The sequence below is a fragment of the Pseudomonas sp. GM41(2012) genome, assembly GCF_000282315.2.
GTDB lineage: Bacteria > Pseudomonadota > Gammaproteobacteria > Pseudomonadales > Pseudomonadaceae > Aquipseudomonas.
In genome coordinates, this window is the sequence record NZ_AKJN02000009.1 from 68,556 (window position 1) to 84,353 (window position 15,798).

The window sequence follows — 15,798 nt, forward strand, 5'->3', positions numbered from 1 at the left end:
GGATTGCCGGTGGCCAAAAAAGCCGCATCCTTCGCCGCCCTTGGTGGCCTGGTATTTTCCACCGACGCAGGTCGTCATTGCCCGGATTGCAGTCAACCGGTGGATGCCTGCATCTGCAAACAGACCGTTATCCCGGCCGGCGACGGCATCGCTCGCGTGCGTCGCGAAAGCAAGGGCCGTGGCGGCAAGACGGTGACCACCATCACCGGCGTGCCGTTGGCCGAAGACGCACTCAAGGACCTGGCGACCACGTTGAAGAAACGTTGCGGGACCGGTGGTGCGTTGAAAGACGGAATCATTGAAATCCAGGGCGATCATGTCGAGCTACTCTTGGCCGAGCTGATCAAACACGGTTTCAAAGCGAAGAAGTCCGGCGGCTAGCAGCCTCTGTGAAAACCACCCTCGGCTTGATCCAGTCCTGATCCGATTCAGGTTTGGCGTCGTCTACATGGTTTTCACAGAGCCTGTTCTGACCGGTTTCTAAACTCACTGCGGTCAGCGAGGTCTATCCCCTCGTTGACGAACCGTCATTTTCATTCTTTAGACTGCGCCGGCCTGAACCCAGGCGACGCTCTATGACTTCTTTATAGGGGACTTCAATGTCCGTACGACGCACACGCAAAGACGATGGCAGCCAATGGACAGTTGCGGACAGCCGCAGTGTTTACGGGATTCGCCATTGGGGGGCCGGGTACTTCGCGATCAATGACGCCGGTCGCGTCGAAGTTCGTCCGAACGGTCCGACCAGTTCGCCTATCGACCTGTTCGAGCAAGTCGACCAGCTGCGTAAAAGCGGCCTGTCCTTGCCGTTGCTGGTGCGTTTCCCTGACATTCTGCAAGACCGCGTGCGTCAGCTGACCGGCGCGTTCGACGCCAACATCGAGCGTCTGGAGTACCAGAGCAAGTACACCGCGCTGTACCCGATCAAGGTTAACCAGCAAGAAGCGGTGATCGAGAACATCATTGCGACCCAAGACGTGTCCATTGGTCTTGAAGCCGGCTCCAAGCCTGAGCTGCTGGCCGTGCTGGCCCTGGCGCCGAAGGGCGGCACCATCGTCTGCAACGGCTACAAGGATCGCGAATTCATTCGTCTGGCGCTGATGGGCCAGAAGCTCGGCCACAACGTGTTCATCGTGATCGAGAAAGAATCCGAAGTCGGGCTGGTGATCGAAGAAGCCGCCTCGCTCAAGGTCAAGCCTCAGGTTGGCCTGCGCGTGCGTCTGTCGTCCCTGGCGTCCAGCAAGTGGGCCGACACCGGTGGCGAGAAATCCAAGTTCGGTCTGTCGGCGGCGCAACTGCTGTCGGTGGTCGAGCGTTTCCGCGCGGCGGGCCTGGATCAGGGCATTCGCCTGTTGCACTTCCACATGGGCTCGCAGATCGCCAACCTGGCGGACTACCAGCACGGCTTCAAGGAAGCGATTCGTTACTACGGCGAACTGCGCAACCTTGGCCTGCCGGTAGATCACATCGACGTCGGTGGCGGTCTGGGCGTGGACTACGACGGTACGCACTCGCGTAACGCCAGCTCGATCAACTACGACATGGACGATTACGCCGGTGTCGTGGTCGGGATGCTCAAGGAGTTCTGCGACGCGCAGAACCTGCCGCACCCGAACATTTTCTCCGAAAGCGGCCGTTCCCTGACCGCTCACCACGCCATGCTGGTGGTGCAAGTGACCGACGTCGAGAAGCACAACGACGACGTGCCGCAGATCGACAACAAGGAAGAACTGCCGGAAACCGTGCAGTGGCTGGTTGACCTGCTGGGCCCGACCGACATCGAGATGGTCACCGAAACCTACTGGCGCGCGACTCACTACATGAGCGACATCGCGACCCAGTACGCCGATGGCAAACTGACCCTGGCCGAGAAAGCCCTGGCCGAGCAATGCTACTTCGCGGTGTGCCGTCGCCTGCACAACTCGTTGAAGGCTCGTCAGCGTTCGCACCGTCAGGTGCTCGACGAACTCAACGACAAGCTGGCCGACAAGTACATCTGCAACTTCTCGGTATTCCAGAGCCTGCCGGACACCTGGGCCATCGGCCAGGTACTGCCGATCCTGCCGCTGCACCGTCTCGACGAAGAGCCGCTGCGCCGTGCGGTGCTGCAAGATCTGACCTGCGACTCCGACGGCAAGATCAAGCAATACGTCGACGAGCAGAGCATCGAAACCAGCTTGCCGGTTCACGGTTTGAACGACGGTGAAGACTACCTGCTGGGTATCTTCCTGGTCGGCGCCTACCAGGAAATTCTCGGCGACATGCACAACCTGTTCGGTGACACCGACTCGGTGAACATCTATCAGAACGCTGACGGTAGCGTGTACCACGCGGGTATCGAAACCCACGACACAATCGAAGACATGCTGCGTTACGTGCACTTGTCGCCGGAAGAGTTGATGACCCACTACCGCGACAAATGCGCCAGTGCCCGCATCACCGCCGCCGAGCGTACCCAGTTCCTCGACGCTTTGCGTCTGGGTCTGACCCGTTCCTCTTACCTGTCTTCTTGAGGTAAGGCACCGCTCTCATCAAGTTGTCTGAAAATGTTCCGCACGTAGCGGAAGTTTCAGATGACTTGGTGAGATGCCTCTCTGATTTCAAGCGAAATGACTTACATTCCTGGCCATCCAAGCGATGTGGTCTTCTTTTCGCGTAGGTCATTTCCTAAGTTGTACTTCGGCACTCTACTCGGCCAACTCTCTCGGAGAGAATCCCCGACCGCCCCTCCTGTAGAGAATCGCCGATGTTCGATCCAGTCAACGAGCCGTCATTTCGTCTGGATGTAGAGGGTCTGCCCGACCCCTTTGAGGTCTTGGCCTTTACCGGTAGAGAAGCCATCAGCGAGCCTTTTGTGTTCGACGTGGATCTGCTGATCGATGACCCGACACTCGACCTTGCAAGCCTGCTGTACCGTCCGGCCTTTTTGCATGTCGGGCCTGCGGGAAACGGCTTCCACGGACAATTGCATGAACTTGTCCAGCGTGACCATGACTTGGCTGTCAGGCTCTGTCGCGTACGTCTGGAGCCGAAGCTGGCGTGCCTTTCCCTGCGCTTCAGTCAGCGTATTTTCAGCGCGCGCTCGGTGCCGCAAATCCTCAGTCAGGTGCTCAAGGAGCACGGCATTGCCGGCAAGAGTCGGCGCTTTGAGCTGAGTGGCGATTACCCGGTCCGTGAATTCTGTACGCAGTACCGGGAATCAGACCTGCAATTTATCCAGCGTCTGTGTGCCCAGGAACGGCTTCACTACCATTTCGAACACGACGAGCGCGGGCATTGCGTGGTTTTCGGTGATGGTCAGGAGCCCTTTCGTTTCGGCGAGAGCGCGGTCTTCCAGGTCGAGAGCGAGCAATCGGCCGTGCGTCAGTTCAAGCTTCTGGGATGCGCTGGGCAACGAACCGCGCCGATTGCCGAAGGGCGGACGGACCTGACGGCGCTGCGCAGCGGTCAGCTGATGCCGCTGTCCGGTCATCCGATCGCCGACTGCAATCATCCCTGGCTGCTGACCCATGTGGAGCATCAGGGCAGCCAGGATTCAACGGCGTCCTACAGCAATCAGATCCGCGCGATTCACTGGCAGTCGCCTTTTGTAGCGCCTCATTGCGCAGTGAAACCCAGGATGCACAGCCTGCAACGGGCCTGGGTGGTCAACATTGATGAGGCATGCCCCGATCCGTCCAGACCGGTTGCCGTGCAATTTGACTGGCTCTATCAGGGCGAGGGCGCGGTGCCCAGCCACAGTTGGCTGCCGGTGGCCGCTGAACTGGGCGACGCGGCAGTCACGCAGTTGAGTGAGGGGGCCGAGGTGGTGGTGAGCTTTATCGAGGGGGATCCGGATCAGCCGCTGATTACCGGATTTCTTCACCTCCCTTCGTCCGTTGAAGAGGCTGAGGAGGTTGGCCCGCCGCGCACATCCGCGACAGATGATGTCGAGGGCTTGCTGGCGCTTCTGCAATCGAGCGAACCATTGATGTTGCTATGTCTGCTGCCCGGTGGCGGCAGTTTCAACCATTGCACGCAGGCCCTCTGCACGTGCCGGGCGGTGCAGCGGTTTGGCCAGAGCGGTTCGGCATGATCGTCGCGACCCCGCAATGGCTATTGCTGGATGTGCCGGGTGCGCCACAGGCGGGGGCGATGCTGCAGCAGCAATTTGCGCATGCCCGGTGGTTCTGGTTGTTCGAAGGCACTGAGTGGCATGCGTTGCGTGAACACGGCCCGGCTCTGATCGACCTTCGGACATGCCCAGCGCTGGCCGGGTTGTGCCACAGCGAAGTGGGCCTCTGGCGCGGCTTGCTGATAGCCAGCGAGGTGTCGTCGACGCAGTTGCTGGAGCATTTGCGCCGCATGCTCACGGTCACGTTCGGTCTGCATCACCGAGCCTTGTTGAGTTACTACAACCCGCAAACGGCCAGTTATTTGTTCGATGCCTGCGATGCGCAGGAGCTGAGTCGCTGGCTGGGTCCGATCAGCCATTTGCGCTGGTTCGGCGGGACGTGGGCCGACCGCGCGATCGGCAGTCAGGGCTGGCAGCAGTTGGTCAATCCGGGGCTTGCCGTCAGCCCTTTGGCGGTTGAAGAAAACCTCACTCCTCGTCAGCAGGAAAAACTGCAAACCTGCCTGCTGGAGCAGCATGCCTGGCACTGGAGTCGATCCACCGGGACTGACTACAACACGCTGTGGTCCCACGTGCAGGAGGGGTTGGCGCTGGATTTTACCGAGCGCCCGGTACTCGATGACTGGTTATGGCTACGCTTGCAGTACCCCGGCGCTTTGCCTGGGCACGCATTGCCGGGACTCACCCAGCAGGAGCGCCTCGATAGCTTGCGCAACTGGTGGCAGAGCGATCAACCCTGAACACACCGGTGGTCTGGCGTGCCGGTGCAGGACCTGTTCTCGCGCACCCGCCACGCCGACTCAGTGAGCTTTGCCGGCGAACCAGCCGTCGTTTTTGTGCAGATACCAGGCAAACGCGCCGAGGGTCAGGCTGCGCAGCAACATGAACAATAGAAAGGTTATCCACAGTCCATGGTTGCCAAAACCTTGCAGCGCCCAAGCGAACGGCAGCAACAACATCACCGTCAGCAGCATGCCGTTGCGCATTTCCCGGGCGCGGGTGGCGCCGATAAACAACCCGTCGAGCAGGTAGCTCCCGACTGCAATCAGCGGCAGCGCGGCGAGGTAGGGCAGGTAAATGAACGCCGTGTCGCGCACGCTCTGAATGTTGGTCTGCATCTCGATAAACAGATGCCCGGCGAACAGGAACAGCACGGCAAAGCCCAGGCTCGCCAGCAACGACCAACCGCAGGCCACCACCAATGAGCGGCGCAGGGCCTCTCGATCACGAGCACCAATGGCGTGGCCACAAAGGGCTTCCACCGCGTGGGCCAGGCCGTCCAGCGCATGGGCGGTCAGCAGCAAGCCGTTGAGCAGCAGCGCGTTGGCGGCGACGGTGGCATCACCCAGTCGCGCGCCTTGCACGGTGATCAGGAAAAACACCGATTGCAGCGCCAGGCTGCGGATGAAAATGTCGCGGTTGACCGCCAATAGCGGCCGCCAGCTCTGCCACAGCGCCAGCGCGGCCCAGGCGATGTGGCCGGGATAGGCGCGCAGGGCGTTGCGGGTCATCAGCAGGCCGATCAGCGCACCGGTCCATTCGGCGATCACCGACGCGCGGGCCGCACCGACCACGCCCCATTCCAGCCCGAGAACGAACCACAGGTTCAGCGCGATGTTCACCAGGTTGGTGCTCAGCAGAATGGCCAGCGGTGCCCGGGCGTTCTGAGTGCCGAGGAACCAGCCGACCAGCGCATAACTGGCCAGTGCTGCCGGCAGACCGAACAGGCGCGTGTGGAAAAACTCGCGGGTCAACTGATCCAGCTCCGCCGACGGCTGCATGAAGTGCAGCGCGACGCCACTCAACGGCACGCCCAATGCTCCCAGGACAATGGCCAGGCCCATCGCCAACAACAAACCCTGCAGCAAGATCTGCCGCAAGGCCGCGCCGTCCCCACGCCCGGCGGCCTGTGCGGCGAACCCGGTGGTGCCCATGCGCAGAAATCCCATGGCCCAGGCGAGAAAGGTATACAGGCTGGCCCCGACCGCGACGGCGCCCAACTGATGGGCGTGGGGCAAGTGGCCGATGACAGTACTGTCGACCAGCGCCACCAGCGGTACGGAAATGTTCGAGAGAATCATCGGCGCGGCGAGCGCCCAGACTCGACGATGGGTAGGGCGGTCGCGCCAGTCGGCGATCAGGTTGGACATGCAGGCTCCTTGGGGGAGCGGGCATTGTAGCGGTTGATTCGGGATTTGCTGTGAATCAGAAATCGACCCCTCACCCGAGCCCTCTCCCCACGGGGAGAGGGGGAAAGGGAGCCGATCTTCATGCTGTTCAAGACCTGAGTTCGACTCAGTCTTTCAGGTCGATGTAGCTCGAGAGTACAACTCGGTCAGTCCCCTCTCCCGAAAGGGAGCCGATCTTCATGCTGTTCAAGACCTGAGTTCGTCTCAGTCTTTCAGGTCGATGTAGCTCGAGAGTACAACTCGGTCAGTCCCCTCTCCCTCGGGGAGAGGGTTAGGGTGAGGGGGATTTACGGATCAATGGATTATCCAGCTCAACAACCACAACCCCAGCAGCAACCAGATAATCCCCATGATGATCGACGCATTCATGAACGCCCGAATCGCCGACCACAACAGCATCAACCCCAGAATCAGCGCAATGATGCTGATGATCGACGCGTCCATGCCCAGCGCACGGGACAGCCCTTCGACAAAGTTGCTGCCCGCGTGGCTCAGCAGATTGAACAAGCCGCTGAGGCTGTCAACGATGAAACGGATAACCGAACCGAGTGCCTGGCCGAGCCATTCGAAAAAACTTTCTACCTGCATGTCGTGAGCGTCCTTGATGAAAGTGGTGGCGTGGTTGCCGGACTTGAGCCTTGGGCTATCGAGCAGGGTGCCGAGTTCCCGTAGGAGCTGCCGCAGGCTGCGATCTTTTGATTATGGTGTAAAGATCCGCGCCGCACCGAGACACTTGCCTTCCCCCGTCATCCCCCCGAAGCTATACGCCTTCAGGAGAGCCCGATGAACCTTGTTGAACTGACCGAACGCCTGCACGCCATCCGTGACCGCAATGACTGGCGGCAATTTCACAGCCCGAAAAACCTGGCCATGGCCGCGAGCGTGGAAATGTCCGAGCTGGTGGAAATTTTCCAGTGGCTGACCGAAGACCAGTCGCGCCAGTTGCCGGCGGACAAGCTCGCCCATGCCGGGCAGGAAATCGGCGACATCGTGCTCTATCTACTACTGCTGTGCAGCGAGTTGGGGTTGGACATGAATGAAGTGGTGCGCAGCAAACTCGCGGACAGCGAACGGAGGTTCAGCTGATGAGCGACCGTCATTTCGATCAACTGGCGACCCGCTTCGCCGAAAAAATCTACGGCGGTGCCAAAGGCGCGATCCGTCTGGCGGTGCTTCAGGCCGACCTGGCCGAAACCCTGCCGGACCGACCTTTGCGCGTACTGGACATCGGTGCCGGCCTGGGTCATATGTCGTTGTGGCTGGCCCAGCGTGGTCATGAGGTCACGCTGGCCGAGCCCGCCGAGCCGATGCTCGAAGGCGCCCGTCAGCGCTTTGCCGACGCCGGGCAAACAGCGACGTTCATTCAGGCGCCGTGGCAGGATCTGCTCGGCCAACTCACCGAGCCCTACGACCTGGTGCTGTGCCACGCCGTGCTGGAATGGCTGGCCGAGCCCCACGCGATCCTGCCGGTGCTGCATCAATTGACCAAGCCAGATGGCTGGTTATCCCTGGCCTTCTACAACCGCGATGCGTTGATCTATCGCAACCTGCTCAAAGGCCACTTCCGCAAGATGCGCAAGAACGACATGGCCGGCGAAAAGCAAAGCCTGACCCCGCAGCAGCCGCTTGATCCACGGGAACTGGCGGCGCAACTTGAGGGAATGTGGCAGGTCGAAACCCAGAGCGGGGTGCGGGTTTTTCACGACTACATGCCAGTGGAATTCCAGGCCCGCGCCGAACTGGTGGACTTGCTGGAAATGGAACTGGCCCACCGTCGTCACCCAAGCTTTGCCGGGCTTGGTCGCTACTTGCACTGGATCTGTCGGCCGGTCTGATCGGAGCACGAAATGAACAGTCGTTCGGGGTTACTGGTGATCTGTCTCGGGTTGGCGGCCTGTCAGGGCAGCAACCCTTATGTGGCGTCATCCAACCCCTTGCCACCCGCGCCGCCTCAGGCGGCCAACACCTTCGACCGCAGCGCCTACCCGGCAGCGCCGCGCGACTACGGGCGTTACCGCAGTTGGGCCTGGCTCAACGGGCAACTGCCGCCGGGCACCGCCTGGGCGGATTCGGCGCAGGTCGCCGAAGCCGTCAGCAGTGCGCTCGATCAACGTGGCTTGCGCCCGCTGCACGATAACCGCCCGGCCGACCTGTTTGTCAGCGCCGAACTGCACCTGGAAACCCGCCTGCGCCAGGTTCGGGATGACTATGGTTATTACGGTGGCGGCTATGGCGGTTACAACCGCTACGGCAGCGGTTACGGCATGTACAACACCGTGCCGATCGTGCGGACTTATCAGGAACAGGTTGTGGTGGTGCGGGTTGATTTGTTTGACGCTCAGAGCGGTCAACCGGTATGGAGTGCCAGCGCCGAAACCAGCAATCGCGTCAGCGAGCGCGAGCGTGCCGATGCGATACGGGAAGCTGTAGAAAAGGCGATGTCGGCGTATCCTCCTAGTTAGCTTCTGTAGTCAAGAAGCAGTACGCAGGTTCATGTCTTCAACCGGAGAACTATCATGTTCCGCCGTCTCGCTTTACTGGCTGTGGCCGTGCTGCTCAGTGCCTGCGCCGGCAACCAGGTCAATCATGACTTCGATGCCAGCCGCGACTTCGCCGCCTATCGCAGCTGGAGCTGGAAAGAACCCGCTCTGCAATATCGGCCCGATGACCCACGGATCAAGAGCGACCTGACTGAACAACGCATCCGCCAATCGGTGAGCGATCAGCTGGATCAACGAGGCCTGCGTCCGGCTGCCGGTGGCCAAAAGGGCGATTTGAGCGTGCAGACCTATCTGATCGTCGAACAGCGCCAGCAACAAGTAACCACCAACTACGGCGGCGCTTGGGGTAATCCATGGAACGGCTACTGGGGCGGGCCGATGTACAACGAAACTCGTAACGTCAGCTACAAAGTGGCGATCATCCAGATCGACCTGCTCGACGGCAAGGACGGCAAACTGGTGTGGCGCGGCAGTGACGAGCAGATACTCAGCCGCACACCGAACCCGTCGGATCGCAGCACGGCAATACGCGAAACGGTCGGGCGAATTCTCGCCAACTACCCACCCAAATAAACACCACCAAACCCTGTAGGAGCACGGCTTGCCGGCGATGGCGATCTCAAGGACGCCATCGCCGGCAAGCCGTGCTCCTACAGGGTTTTTGTTGTCTCGCCGGCAGTCCTGTAGGAGCTGAGCTTGCTCCGGGCGGCGCTCCGACGATAGCGGTCTGTCAGTCACATCTGCATTGGATGTACCGCCGCCATCGCCGGCAAGCCGTGCTCCTACAGGGTTTTTGTTGCTCGCCGGCAGTCCTGTAGGAGCTGAGCTTGCTCCGGGCGGCGCTCCGACGATAGCGGTCTGTCAGTCACATCTCCATTGAATGTACCGCCGCCATCGCCGGCAAACCGGGCTTCTACAGGGTTTTTGTTGTCTGCGCTGGCAGTCCCGTAGGAGCTGAGCTTGCTCGCGATAGCGGTCTGTCAGTCACATCTGCATTGGATGTACCGCCGCCATCGCCGGCAAGCCGTGCTCCTACAGGGTTTTTGTTGTCTCGCCGGCAGTCCTGTAGGAGCTGAGCTTGCTCCGGGCGGCGCTCCGACGATAGCGGTCCGTCAGTCACATCTACATTGGATGTACCGCCGCCAACGTCGGAGCGCCGCCCCTACAGGGTTTTTGGTGTCTGCACTGGCATGTTGCCAGCAGTCCAGCCAAGTCTTGTCTACACTGCTGTTCACCCAAGGAGGTAGCCCTCGGTTGTGCACCGGCAAAGGAGTGTGCGATGTCTCCCCGTTTGCAGTTTCGCAGCCCGTCCCGGCAACGGGGGGCGATCGGTTTGATGGCGGCGCTGACATTGGGCATGGCCCTGGTGTTCTTGCTGGTCGTGGTCGACAGCGGTCGTTTGTACCTGGAAAAACGTGACCTGCAGCGCGTGGCGGACATGGCCGCACTTGAAGCCTCCACCCGAAGTGGTGATTGCGCCGCTGGCAACACCGCCACCGTCTATGCCACCGCCAGCGCAAACCGTAACGGCTTTACCCTTCCTGACCCCAATCGCAATCTGTTGGTCGCTTGCGGTGCCTTGACCCTGGATGCCAATAACCTTCGAGTATTTGGCGCCGACCCGAGCCAGAGCGAAGCCATTCGGGTGATCGCCAGCCATTGGGTCCCGCAGAGTTTCGCCGGCGGTCTCGGCGCCCTGTTCGGTGGCGCTCCACGCGCGGCAACCATCAACCTGACGGCCAGCGCTGTCGCCGCATTACCGCCACCGCTGGCTTCGCTGACCCTGCGCAGCACGACATTGAGCGTCGACACCAGCAAATCGGCCACGCTCAACGCGCTGTTCGGTGGTTTGCTCGGGGGCAATCTGAACATCAACGTGGCGGGCTGGAATGGACTGGTGAACACCGACATCAGCCTGCTCGGCTACCTCGATCGATTGAAGGTTGACCTTAACCTCAGCGCTGCCGGGTATGACCAGGTATTGGGCAATACGATTGCCGTCAGCCAGCTGATTCAGACCGCCGTCAATGTACTGGACCCCGGCGGCACACTCGGCGCGACCGCAACCATTGCGAGTCTTCAAGCGCTGAAGGTCGCGGCAGGCGCAACCACCGTCGTACTCGGCAACGTGTTGCACGTCGAGACTGGCAGCACCGTGACCGCGCTGGGGACCAACCTGAAAGTGTTCGACCTGATCGAAGCCATCGTGCAACTGGCCAACAAGAAAAACGGCCTGGTGGCGACCGTGCCGATCAACCTCGCAGGGCTCGCGCAAATCACCGCTCGGATACAGATATTGGAGCCGCCACAACTCTCGGCCATCGGCAATCCGAAAAACGCCGCGCTCGCGCCTTTGGGGCCCAATCGGATCTTTGTGAAAACCGCTCAGGTGCGTACATTGCTGTCGATCGACTTGCCCATTCTGAGTGCGATTCAACCTTTGGTCGATGCGGCGGCTGATCTTGCCGGACCGTTGACCAATACCTTGAACGCCTTGCTGCATCTCAATCTGGTCGGTGTCATTAACTCACTGACCTGCGCGCTGGGGGCGGCCTGTGAAACACCCTCGATCGTGCCGCTTTCCAGTACCGTGAGCCTCGATGTCGCACTGGACGTTGCGAGCGCCTCCAGTTACGTCACCGCCTACAGTTGCGTCAGCACTACCAACAAATCCCTGACCACCAATACCAGCACTTCACTGGTGACGCTGAAAATCGGCAAGATCGATTCGAGCACGGCGTTCGGCAACAACACCACGCCGCCCGCCGTGGTAGTGCAGCCGTTGAAGGTGATCGATATCGGGGTGAAAACCTGTCGCCGGTTCCTGATCCTTCCTGTCAGTTGCGACCCGCGGATTCCAGGCGTCGGCGGCGGCATCGATATCATGGCCGACACCACCGTGGCACCCAGCGCCAACATGCCGCATGTCTATTCCGCACCGCCGGCCACCAGCCTGCCGGAGATCAACCAGCCACCGTTCTACTATTCCTATTCCACCAGCAATATCGTCAGCAGCCTTACCGACACGCTGACCAATATCCAGGTCAACATGTACGGCCCGACGGGCAGTCTGGTCGGTGGTCTGGGAGCGATCCTCAGCACTGTCACGACATTGCTGGTCAACGCGATCAACAGCGTGCTCAGCCCGTTACTCGACACCTTGATCAACACACTGCTGCTCAGCCTGGGAATCGATCTGAACAAAGTCGATGTCGGCGCCAACCTCAGTTGTCACTCAGGACGAGCGACGCTGGTGATCTGATCGTCGGCAACAATCGGCAGTTCGATACAAAACCGTGCGCCCTCGACCGAGTTTCTAACGCTCAGTTTTCCGCCCATGTTTTCGACGATGCCGTAACTCACCGACAACCCGAGCCCGGTGCCGACGCCCACGGGTTTGGTGGTGAAGAACGGCTCGAAGATCCGCTCCAGCAACCGCGGATCGATACCGCCGCCGTTGTCCTCGACCCACAGCCGCACCGAATACGCATCACGTTCGGCGTACACCGAAATCCACGGTTTGAACTCACGATCGGCCTCGCGTTTGCCGAGCAACGCATCCCGGGCGTTGACCATCAAATTGATCAACACCTGTTCGAGCTGATCGACGTAACCGCGCACTTGCACTTCAAACCCGGTCTCGTTGACCCGCAGATCGACCCCTTTACCGCGCATCCCTTCGGCCAGCAGCGACAGCGTGCCTTCGATGGCTTGCGCCGGATTAAACGGATGCTGCTCGATCTCCGAGCGGCGGCCAAACACCCGCATGTGATCCACCACCCGCGCGGCGCGCTGGACCTGGGCATCGATGCGGTTGAGCTTGTCGGTCAGGTAGTCGATTTGCGCATCGCCGTTGCTCAGACGCTTGAGCACGTTGACGATGGCCATGCGCATCACATTCAACGGCTGATTGATTTCATGGGCCAGCCCTGTGGCCATTTCACCAAGGGTGGCCATTTTTGCACTTTGGGTGAGCTGCTGCTGGGCGCGGCGGACCTCGGTGTTGTCGCGCCCCACGGCCTGAATCTCCAGCAATTGGCCGTGCTCATCGAACACCCCGCGATCCGACCACACCCACCAGGCATGTTCCCGTCCCGGCAGTTGCAGGTTGATTTCCGCGGTGCTGACCGGGAACTCCGGGCTGAGTCGGCTGAGCCGCTGGAGAAACGCTTCGCGCTGTTCCTGCGACATCCAGCTGCCCAGATTCACCCCGGGCAGTTGCTCGGGCTGGCACTCCAGGTAAGTCGCGAGCGGGCGGTTGCCGAAGGTCAGGGTCAGGTCCGGGCGGTAGCGGCAGATCATCGCCGGAGAGTCTTCCACCAGGATCCGGTAGCGTTCTTCACTCTGTTTCACTTGTTCGGCTGCCAGGGTTGCTTCGGTGACGTCCAGCCACAGGCCGACAGCTTCCACCGGCAAACCAAGGTCGTCGCGCAGGAGCTTGGCTTCATCGAGTAGCCAGTGGTATTCGCCGCGACTGTCGCGCAAACGATAGCGGGCGCGTACCGAACCTTCACGCAGCAAATGTCGGGTACGTTCGAAATACCCATCGCGGTCATCCGGGTGGACCTTTTCAACCAAGGCCCCCGTTGCGCAATCAGCCAGTGTCCAGCCGAGCAGCGGCATCAGGCTGTCACTGAAAAAAGTCGGTTGCAGCGCACCTTCGACATAGCGCTGCACGTAGATCACCGCCGGCGAGCTGGCGATCAGATTGTCCAGCCGGGCATGTGCCGCCGCGGCGTTTTGCTCCTGGTTTTTGATGTCGCTGATGTCGAGCATGAAGCCCACCAACCGCCGGTTTTTACCGATGCCCAGGACCTGGCCTTGCAGGCGATACCAGTTCGGCGTTTGTGCCAAACGCACGCACAGCAGCAGCGGGGTGCCGTCGTCTTGCAAGTCTTGCAGACGACTGCTTAGCTCTTCACGGTCGGCGGGGTGCACCCGATCCAGCCAGTCGTGCAGCGGCAAACGATCGATCGTAAGGTTCAGGTTGCTGGCCAATGACGGCGCCAATTGCACCTCGCGACTGTCGCTGAACACCTCCCACCATCCGGTGCCGAGCAAGGCTTGCAGCGACTCCAGCCGTTCCAGTTGCAGATGGTGCCGGTGCTCGCGCAAGCGCTCAAGCAACGGACCTGCCAGCGCGGCGGTCAGTTGTAACCAGTCACGATCATTCAGGTCGGGCGCCTGTTGCTGCACCGGATAAAGGCCGCACAGCAACCAGGCGACCACACCCTGAGCATCGTGATATGGCACCGCGAACCCTTCGGCATTGCCGAAGATGCCTTGCAAACGGGGATGTTCAGCGGGCGTCAGGCATTGCGGCGCAGAGCCGTTCAGGCTGTCGAGCCCGGTGCCCAGGCGCTGAGCGTTTTGCCACAGGTGGGGCGCATCGGAGGCCGTGTAATGCTGGTGAATCTGCCAGCCTTCTTCCTGTTCATCGAGTAACGCCACCGCAATGCAGGGCATGTGGAAACGCTGGGCCAGGCCTTGCAGTTGTTCCTCCAACACCTCGGGCAGGCGCGTCAGGTTGCACCGGCGCAACTGTTCGCCGATCTGCGCGGCGAGTAACTGGCATTGCTCGCGACTGCGTGATTGCCGGCGATCGAGCAACAAGTCGCCGATGTCCAGCAACTGCAACAACCAGGCTTCGGCCAATGGCTGGACCCAGCCACGCAAGTGCAGGGGTTGTCCGTTGAGGCTGTAAAAGTCCAGATCCAGATTCTGTCCCTGCCAGTCGACGGGCGAGCCTTCAACGGCGAGGCCGCTGTGGGGCATGATGAAATCGAGCAGGTGCGGTGCTTGCGCCGCGGGCGTCTGCTGGGCCAGCACATGCCGCAGCGGGCCGGTCAGGTGAGTCACTCGACCTTCGGCATCCAGGTGCATCTGCAAACCGACACTTTGCACGCTCAGGGTGTCTGGCATGTCCACTGGCGGAGGCGGATGGCGATTGAGCAGGCGCCCGAAGAGTTTGTCTGCGGAACTCAAAATTGCAGGCTCGAACTGGCGGAGAGGTTTGCCGGCAGATTGGGCACTTGGCCAATTCCCGGCACGTTCAGAAACGGGATGACCTGCTGCAGCTTGCTGGTGGGGTAGTTGATGCTGACCTTCAACACCCCGCCCACGTAGGTGGCGCTGGCGTCAGTGGCGATATTGAAATTCAGTGCGGCAGGAATCCAGGCCAACTGTCGGCTCAGTTCTGTCGTGGCAACGGTTTTTACCGCGGTGGCGTATCCGGGGGTGCTCGGGTCCAGCGCCACGCTTCGGCGCACCGCTTCGGCGGTCGACTGGGTGAACGATTGCATCAGCAACAGCGGCAAGCTGTACGTGACTATTCCATAGAACACGGCGAAAAAGATGAGAAACACCAACGCGAATTCAATCGCTACAGCGCCTTTTTGCTTACGGGGGAGGCCTATTTTCATGACTGCGTCTACCCTGATATTCACCAAGTGATATCAGCATAGAATCATTCAGCCAAAACGGACGTTTTTTACCGGATGCAGAGCTTTGTATTACTGATCTGGCTGACGCTATGCGCAGCGCAGGATGCTCGAGAACGACACATCGCCAATGGCTTGACCCTTGGCGCAGCGGTGTTGGCGCTGGCGTATCTCCTGTGGACGGGCACTACCTGGCTGGGGGCCGAGGCGGTGCAGGGCGGCTGGGCTTTTTTGCTGGCGCTGGCCTTTACCTTGCCCGGTTATGCGCTGAGACGCTTGGGCGCAGGCGATGTGAAATTGATGACCGGCCTGGGGCTGGCGACGGACGGCATGCACCTGCTCGGCGTGTTCATCGGTGCCGGATTGGCCAGTGTGCTGTGGCTGCTGCTGGCGCCAAGAGTCTGGCTTCATATGGGCCAAGGGCTTAGAAATCATCTTCGATATCTGGGACCTGGAATGTCAAAGAAACAGCCCTTTGCACCCTTCGTATTGGTGGGACTGTTGCTCACACTCGCCTGGTTTCACTAGTCGCCCGTTCTATGTACAGAGTCGGA

General features: G+C 60.6%; 14 protein-coding genes. 10 read left to right on the forward strand and 4 right to left on the reverse strand.

Annotated elements, in window-relative coordinates:
• The first annotated feature begins 9 nt into the window (after nt 1-9).
• The 4 genes from PMI27_RS03565 to PMI27_RS03550 all read left to right on the forward strand — a co-directional run bounded on the left by PMI27_RS03565 (nt 10) and on the right by PMI27_RS03550 (nt 4,854).
• Nucleotides 10-381: a translation initiation factor Sui1 gene (locus PMI27_RS03565; protein WP_007907444.1), complete on the forward strand. Its 372-nt coding sequence runs from the start codon at nt 10-12 to the stop codon at nt 379-381.
• Nucleotides 382-599: 218 nt separating this feature from the next.
• Nucleotides 600-2,513: an arginine decarboxylase gene (gene speA, locus PMI27_RS03560; RefSeq protein ID WP_008153741.1), complete on the forward strand. Its 1,914-nt coding sequence runs from the start codon at nt 600-602 to the stop codon at nt 2,511-2,513.
• Between the two features lie 233 nt (nt 2,514-2,746).
• Nucleotides 2,747-4,075 (forward strand): type VI secretion system Vgr family protein, encoded by a 1,329-nt coding sequence (locus tag PMI27_RS03555; protein WP_008153740.1) that lies wholly within the window; start codon nt 2,747-2,749, stop codon nt 4,073-4,075.
• The gene (locus PMI27_RS03550; RefSeq protein WP_008153739.1) at nt 4,072-4,854 is read left to right on the forward strand and encodes a DUF4123 domain-containing protein; all 783 of its coding nucleotides are present in this window, start codon (nt 4,072-4,074) and stop codon (nt 4,852-4,854) included. Before PMI27_RS03555 ends, PMI27_RS03550 begins: the two co-directional genes overlap by 4 nt.
• A gap of 60 nt (nt 4,855-4,914) precedes the next feature.
• Here the strand turns inward: PMI27_RS03550 and PMI27_RS03545 are convergent, their stop codons facing one another.
• On the reverse strand, nt 4,915-6,264 hold the full coding sequence (locus PMI27_RS03545; RefSeq protein WP_008153738.1) for an MATE family efflux transporter: 1,350 nt from the start codon (nt 6,262-6,264) through the stop codon (nt 4,915-4,917).
• Between the two features lie 333 nt (nt 6,265-6,597).
• Complete coding sequence (locus PMI27_RS03540; RefSeq protein WP_008153736.1) at nt 6,598-6,891, reverse strand: hypothetical protein; 294 nt, start codon at nt 6,889-6,891, stop codon at nt 6,598-6,600.
• Between the two features lie 195 nt (nt 6,892-7,086).
• Between PMI27_RS03540 and PMI27_RS03535 the strand changes: the two genes are divergently transcribed.
• The 5 genes from PMI27_RS03535 to PMI27_RS03515 all read left to right on the forward strand — a co-directional run bounded on the left by PMI27_RS03535 (nt 7,087) and on the right by PMI27_RS03515 (nt 12,066).
• Nucleotides 7,087-7,389, forward strand: a complete 303-nt coding sequence (locus PMI27_RS03535; RefSeq protein ID WP_008011269.1) for a MazG-like family protein — start codon at nt 7,087-7,089, stop codon at nt 7,387-7,389.
• On the forward strand, nt 7,389-8,138 hold the full coding sequence (locus tag PMI27_RS03530) for a methyltransferase (RefSeq protein ID WP_008153735.1): 750 nt from the start codon (nt 7,389-7,391) through the stop codon (nt 8,136-8,138). The genes PMI27_RS03535 and PMI27_RS03530 overlap by 1 nt, the downstream gene beginning before the upstream one ends.
• A gap of 12 nt (nt 8,139-8,150) precedes the next feature.
• Nucleotides 8,151-8,765: a DUF4136 domain-containing protein gene (locus PMI27_RS03525; protein WP_008153734.1), complete on the forward strand. Its 615-nt coding sequence runs from the start codon at nt 8,151-8,153 to the stop codon at nt 8,763-8,765.
• Between the two features lie 54 nt (nt 8,766-8,819).
• Entirely contained in the window at nt 8,820-9,377 is a 558-nt protein-coding gene (locus PMI27_RS03520) for a DUF4136 domain-containing protein (RefSeq protein ID WP_008153733.1), read from the forward strand.
• 706 nt (nt 9,378-10,083) lie between these two features.
• Nucleotides 10,084-12,066 carry a pilus assembly protein TadG-related protein gene (locus PMI27_RS03515; RefSeq protein ID WP_008156581.1) on the forward strand — a complete coding sequence of 661 codons (1,983 nt, stop codon included), beginning with the start codon at nt 10,084-10,086 and terminating at the stop codon, nt 12,064-12,066.
• Here PMI27_RS03515 and PMI27_RS03510 read toward each other — a convergent pair.
• Both PMI27_RS03510 and PMI27_RS03505 read right to left on the reverse strand, forming a co-directional pair.
• Complete coding sequence (locus PMI27_RS03510) at nt 12,036-14,789, reverse strand: PAS domain-containing sensor histidine kinase (RefSeq protein ID WP_008156579.1); 2,754 nt, start codon at nt 14,787-14,789, stop codon at nt 12,036-12,038. The two genes, PMI27_RS03515 and PMI27_RS03510, sit on opposite strands and share 31 nt — an antisense overlap.
• Nucleotides 14,786-15,226, reverse strand: a complete 441-nt coding sequence (locus tag PMI27_RS03505; RefSeq protein ID WP_008156577.1) for a TadE/TadG family type IV pilus assembly protein — start codon at nt 15,224-15,226, stop codon at nt 14,786-14,788. The genes PMI27_RS03510 and PMI27_RS03505 overlap by 4 nt, the downstream gene beginning before the upstream one ends.
• 75 nt (nt 15,227-15,301) lie before the next feature.
• On the opposite strand from PMI27_RS03505, the gene PMI27_RS03500 reads away from it, so the two are divergent.
• Nucleotides 15,302-15,772 (forward strand): prepilin peptidase, encoded by a 471-nt coding sequence (locus PMI27_RS03500; protein WP_008156575.1) that lies wholly within the window; start codon nt 15,302-15,304, stop codon nt 15,770-15,772.
• The last annotated feature ends 26 nt before the right edge of the window (nt 15,773-15,798 follow it).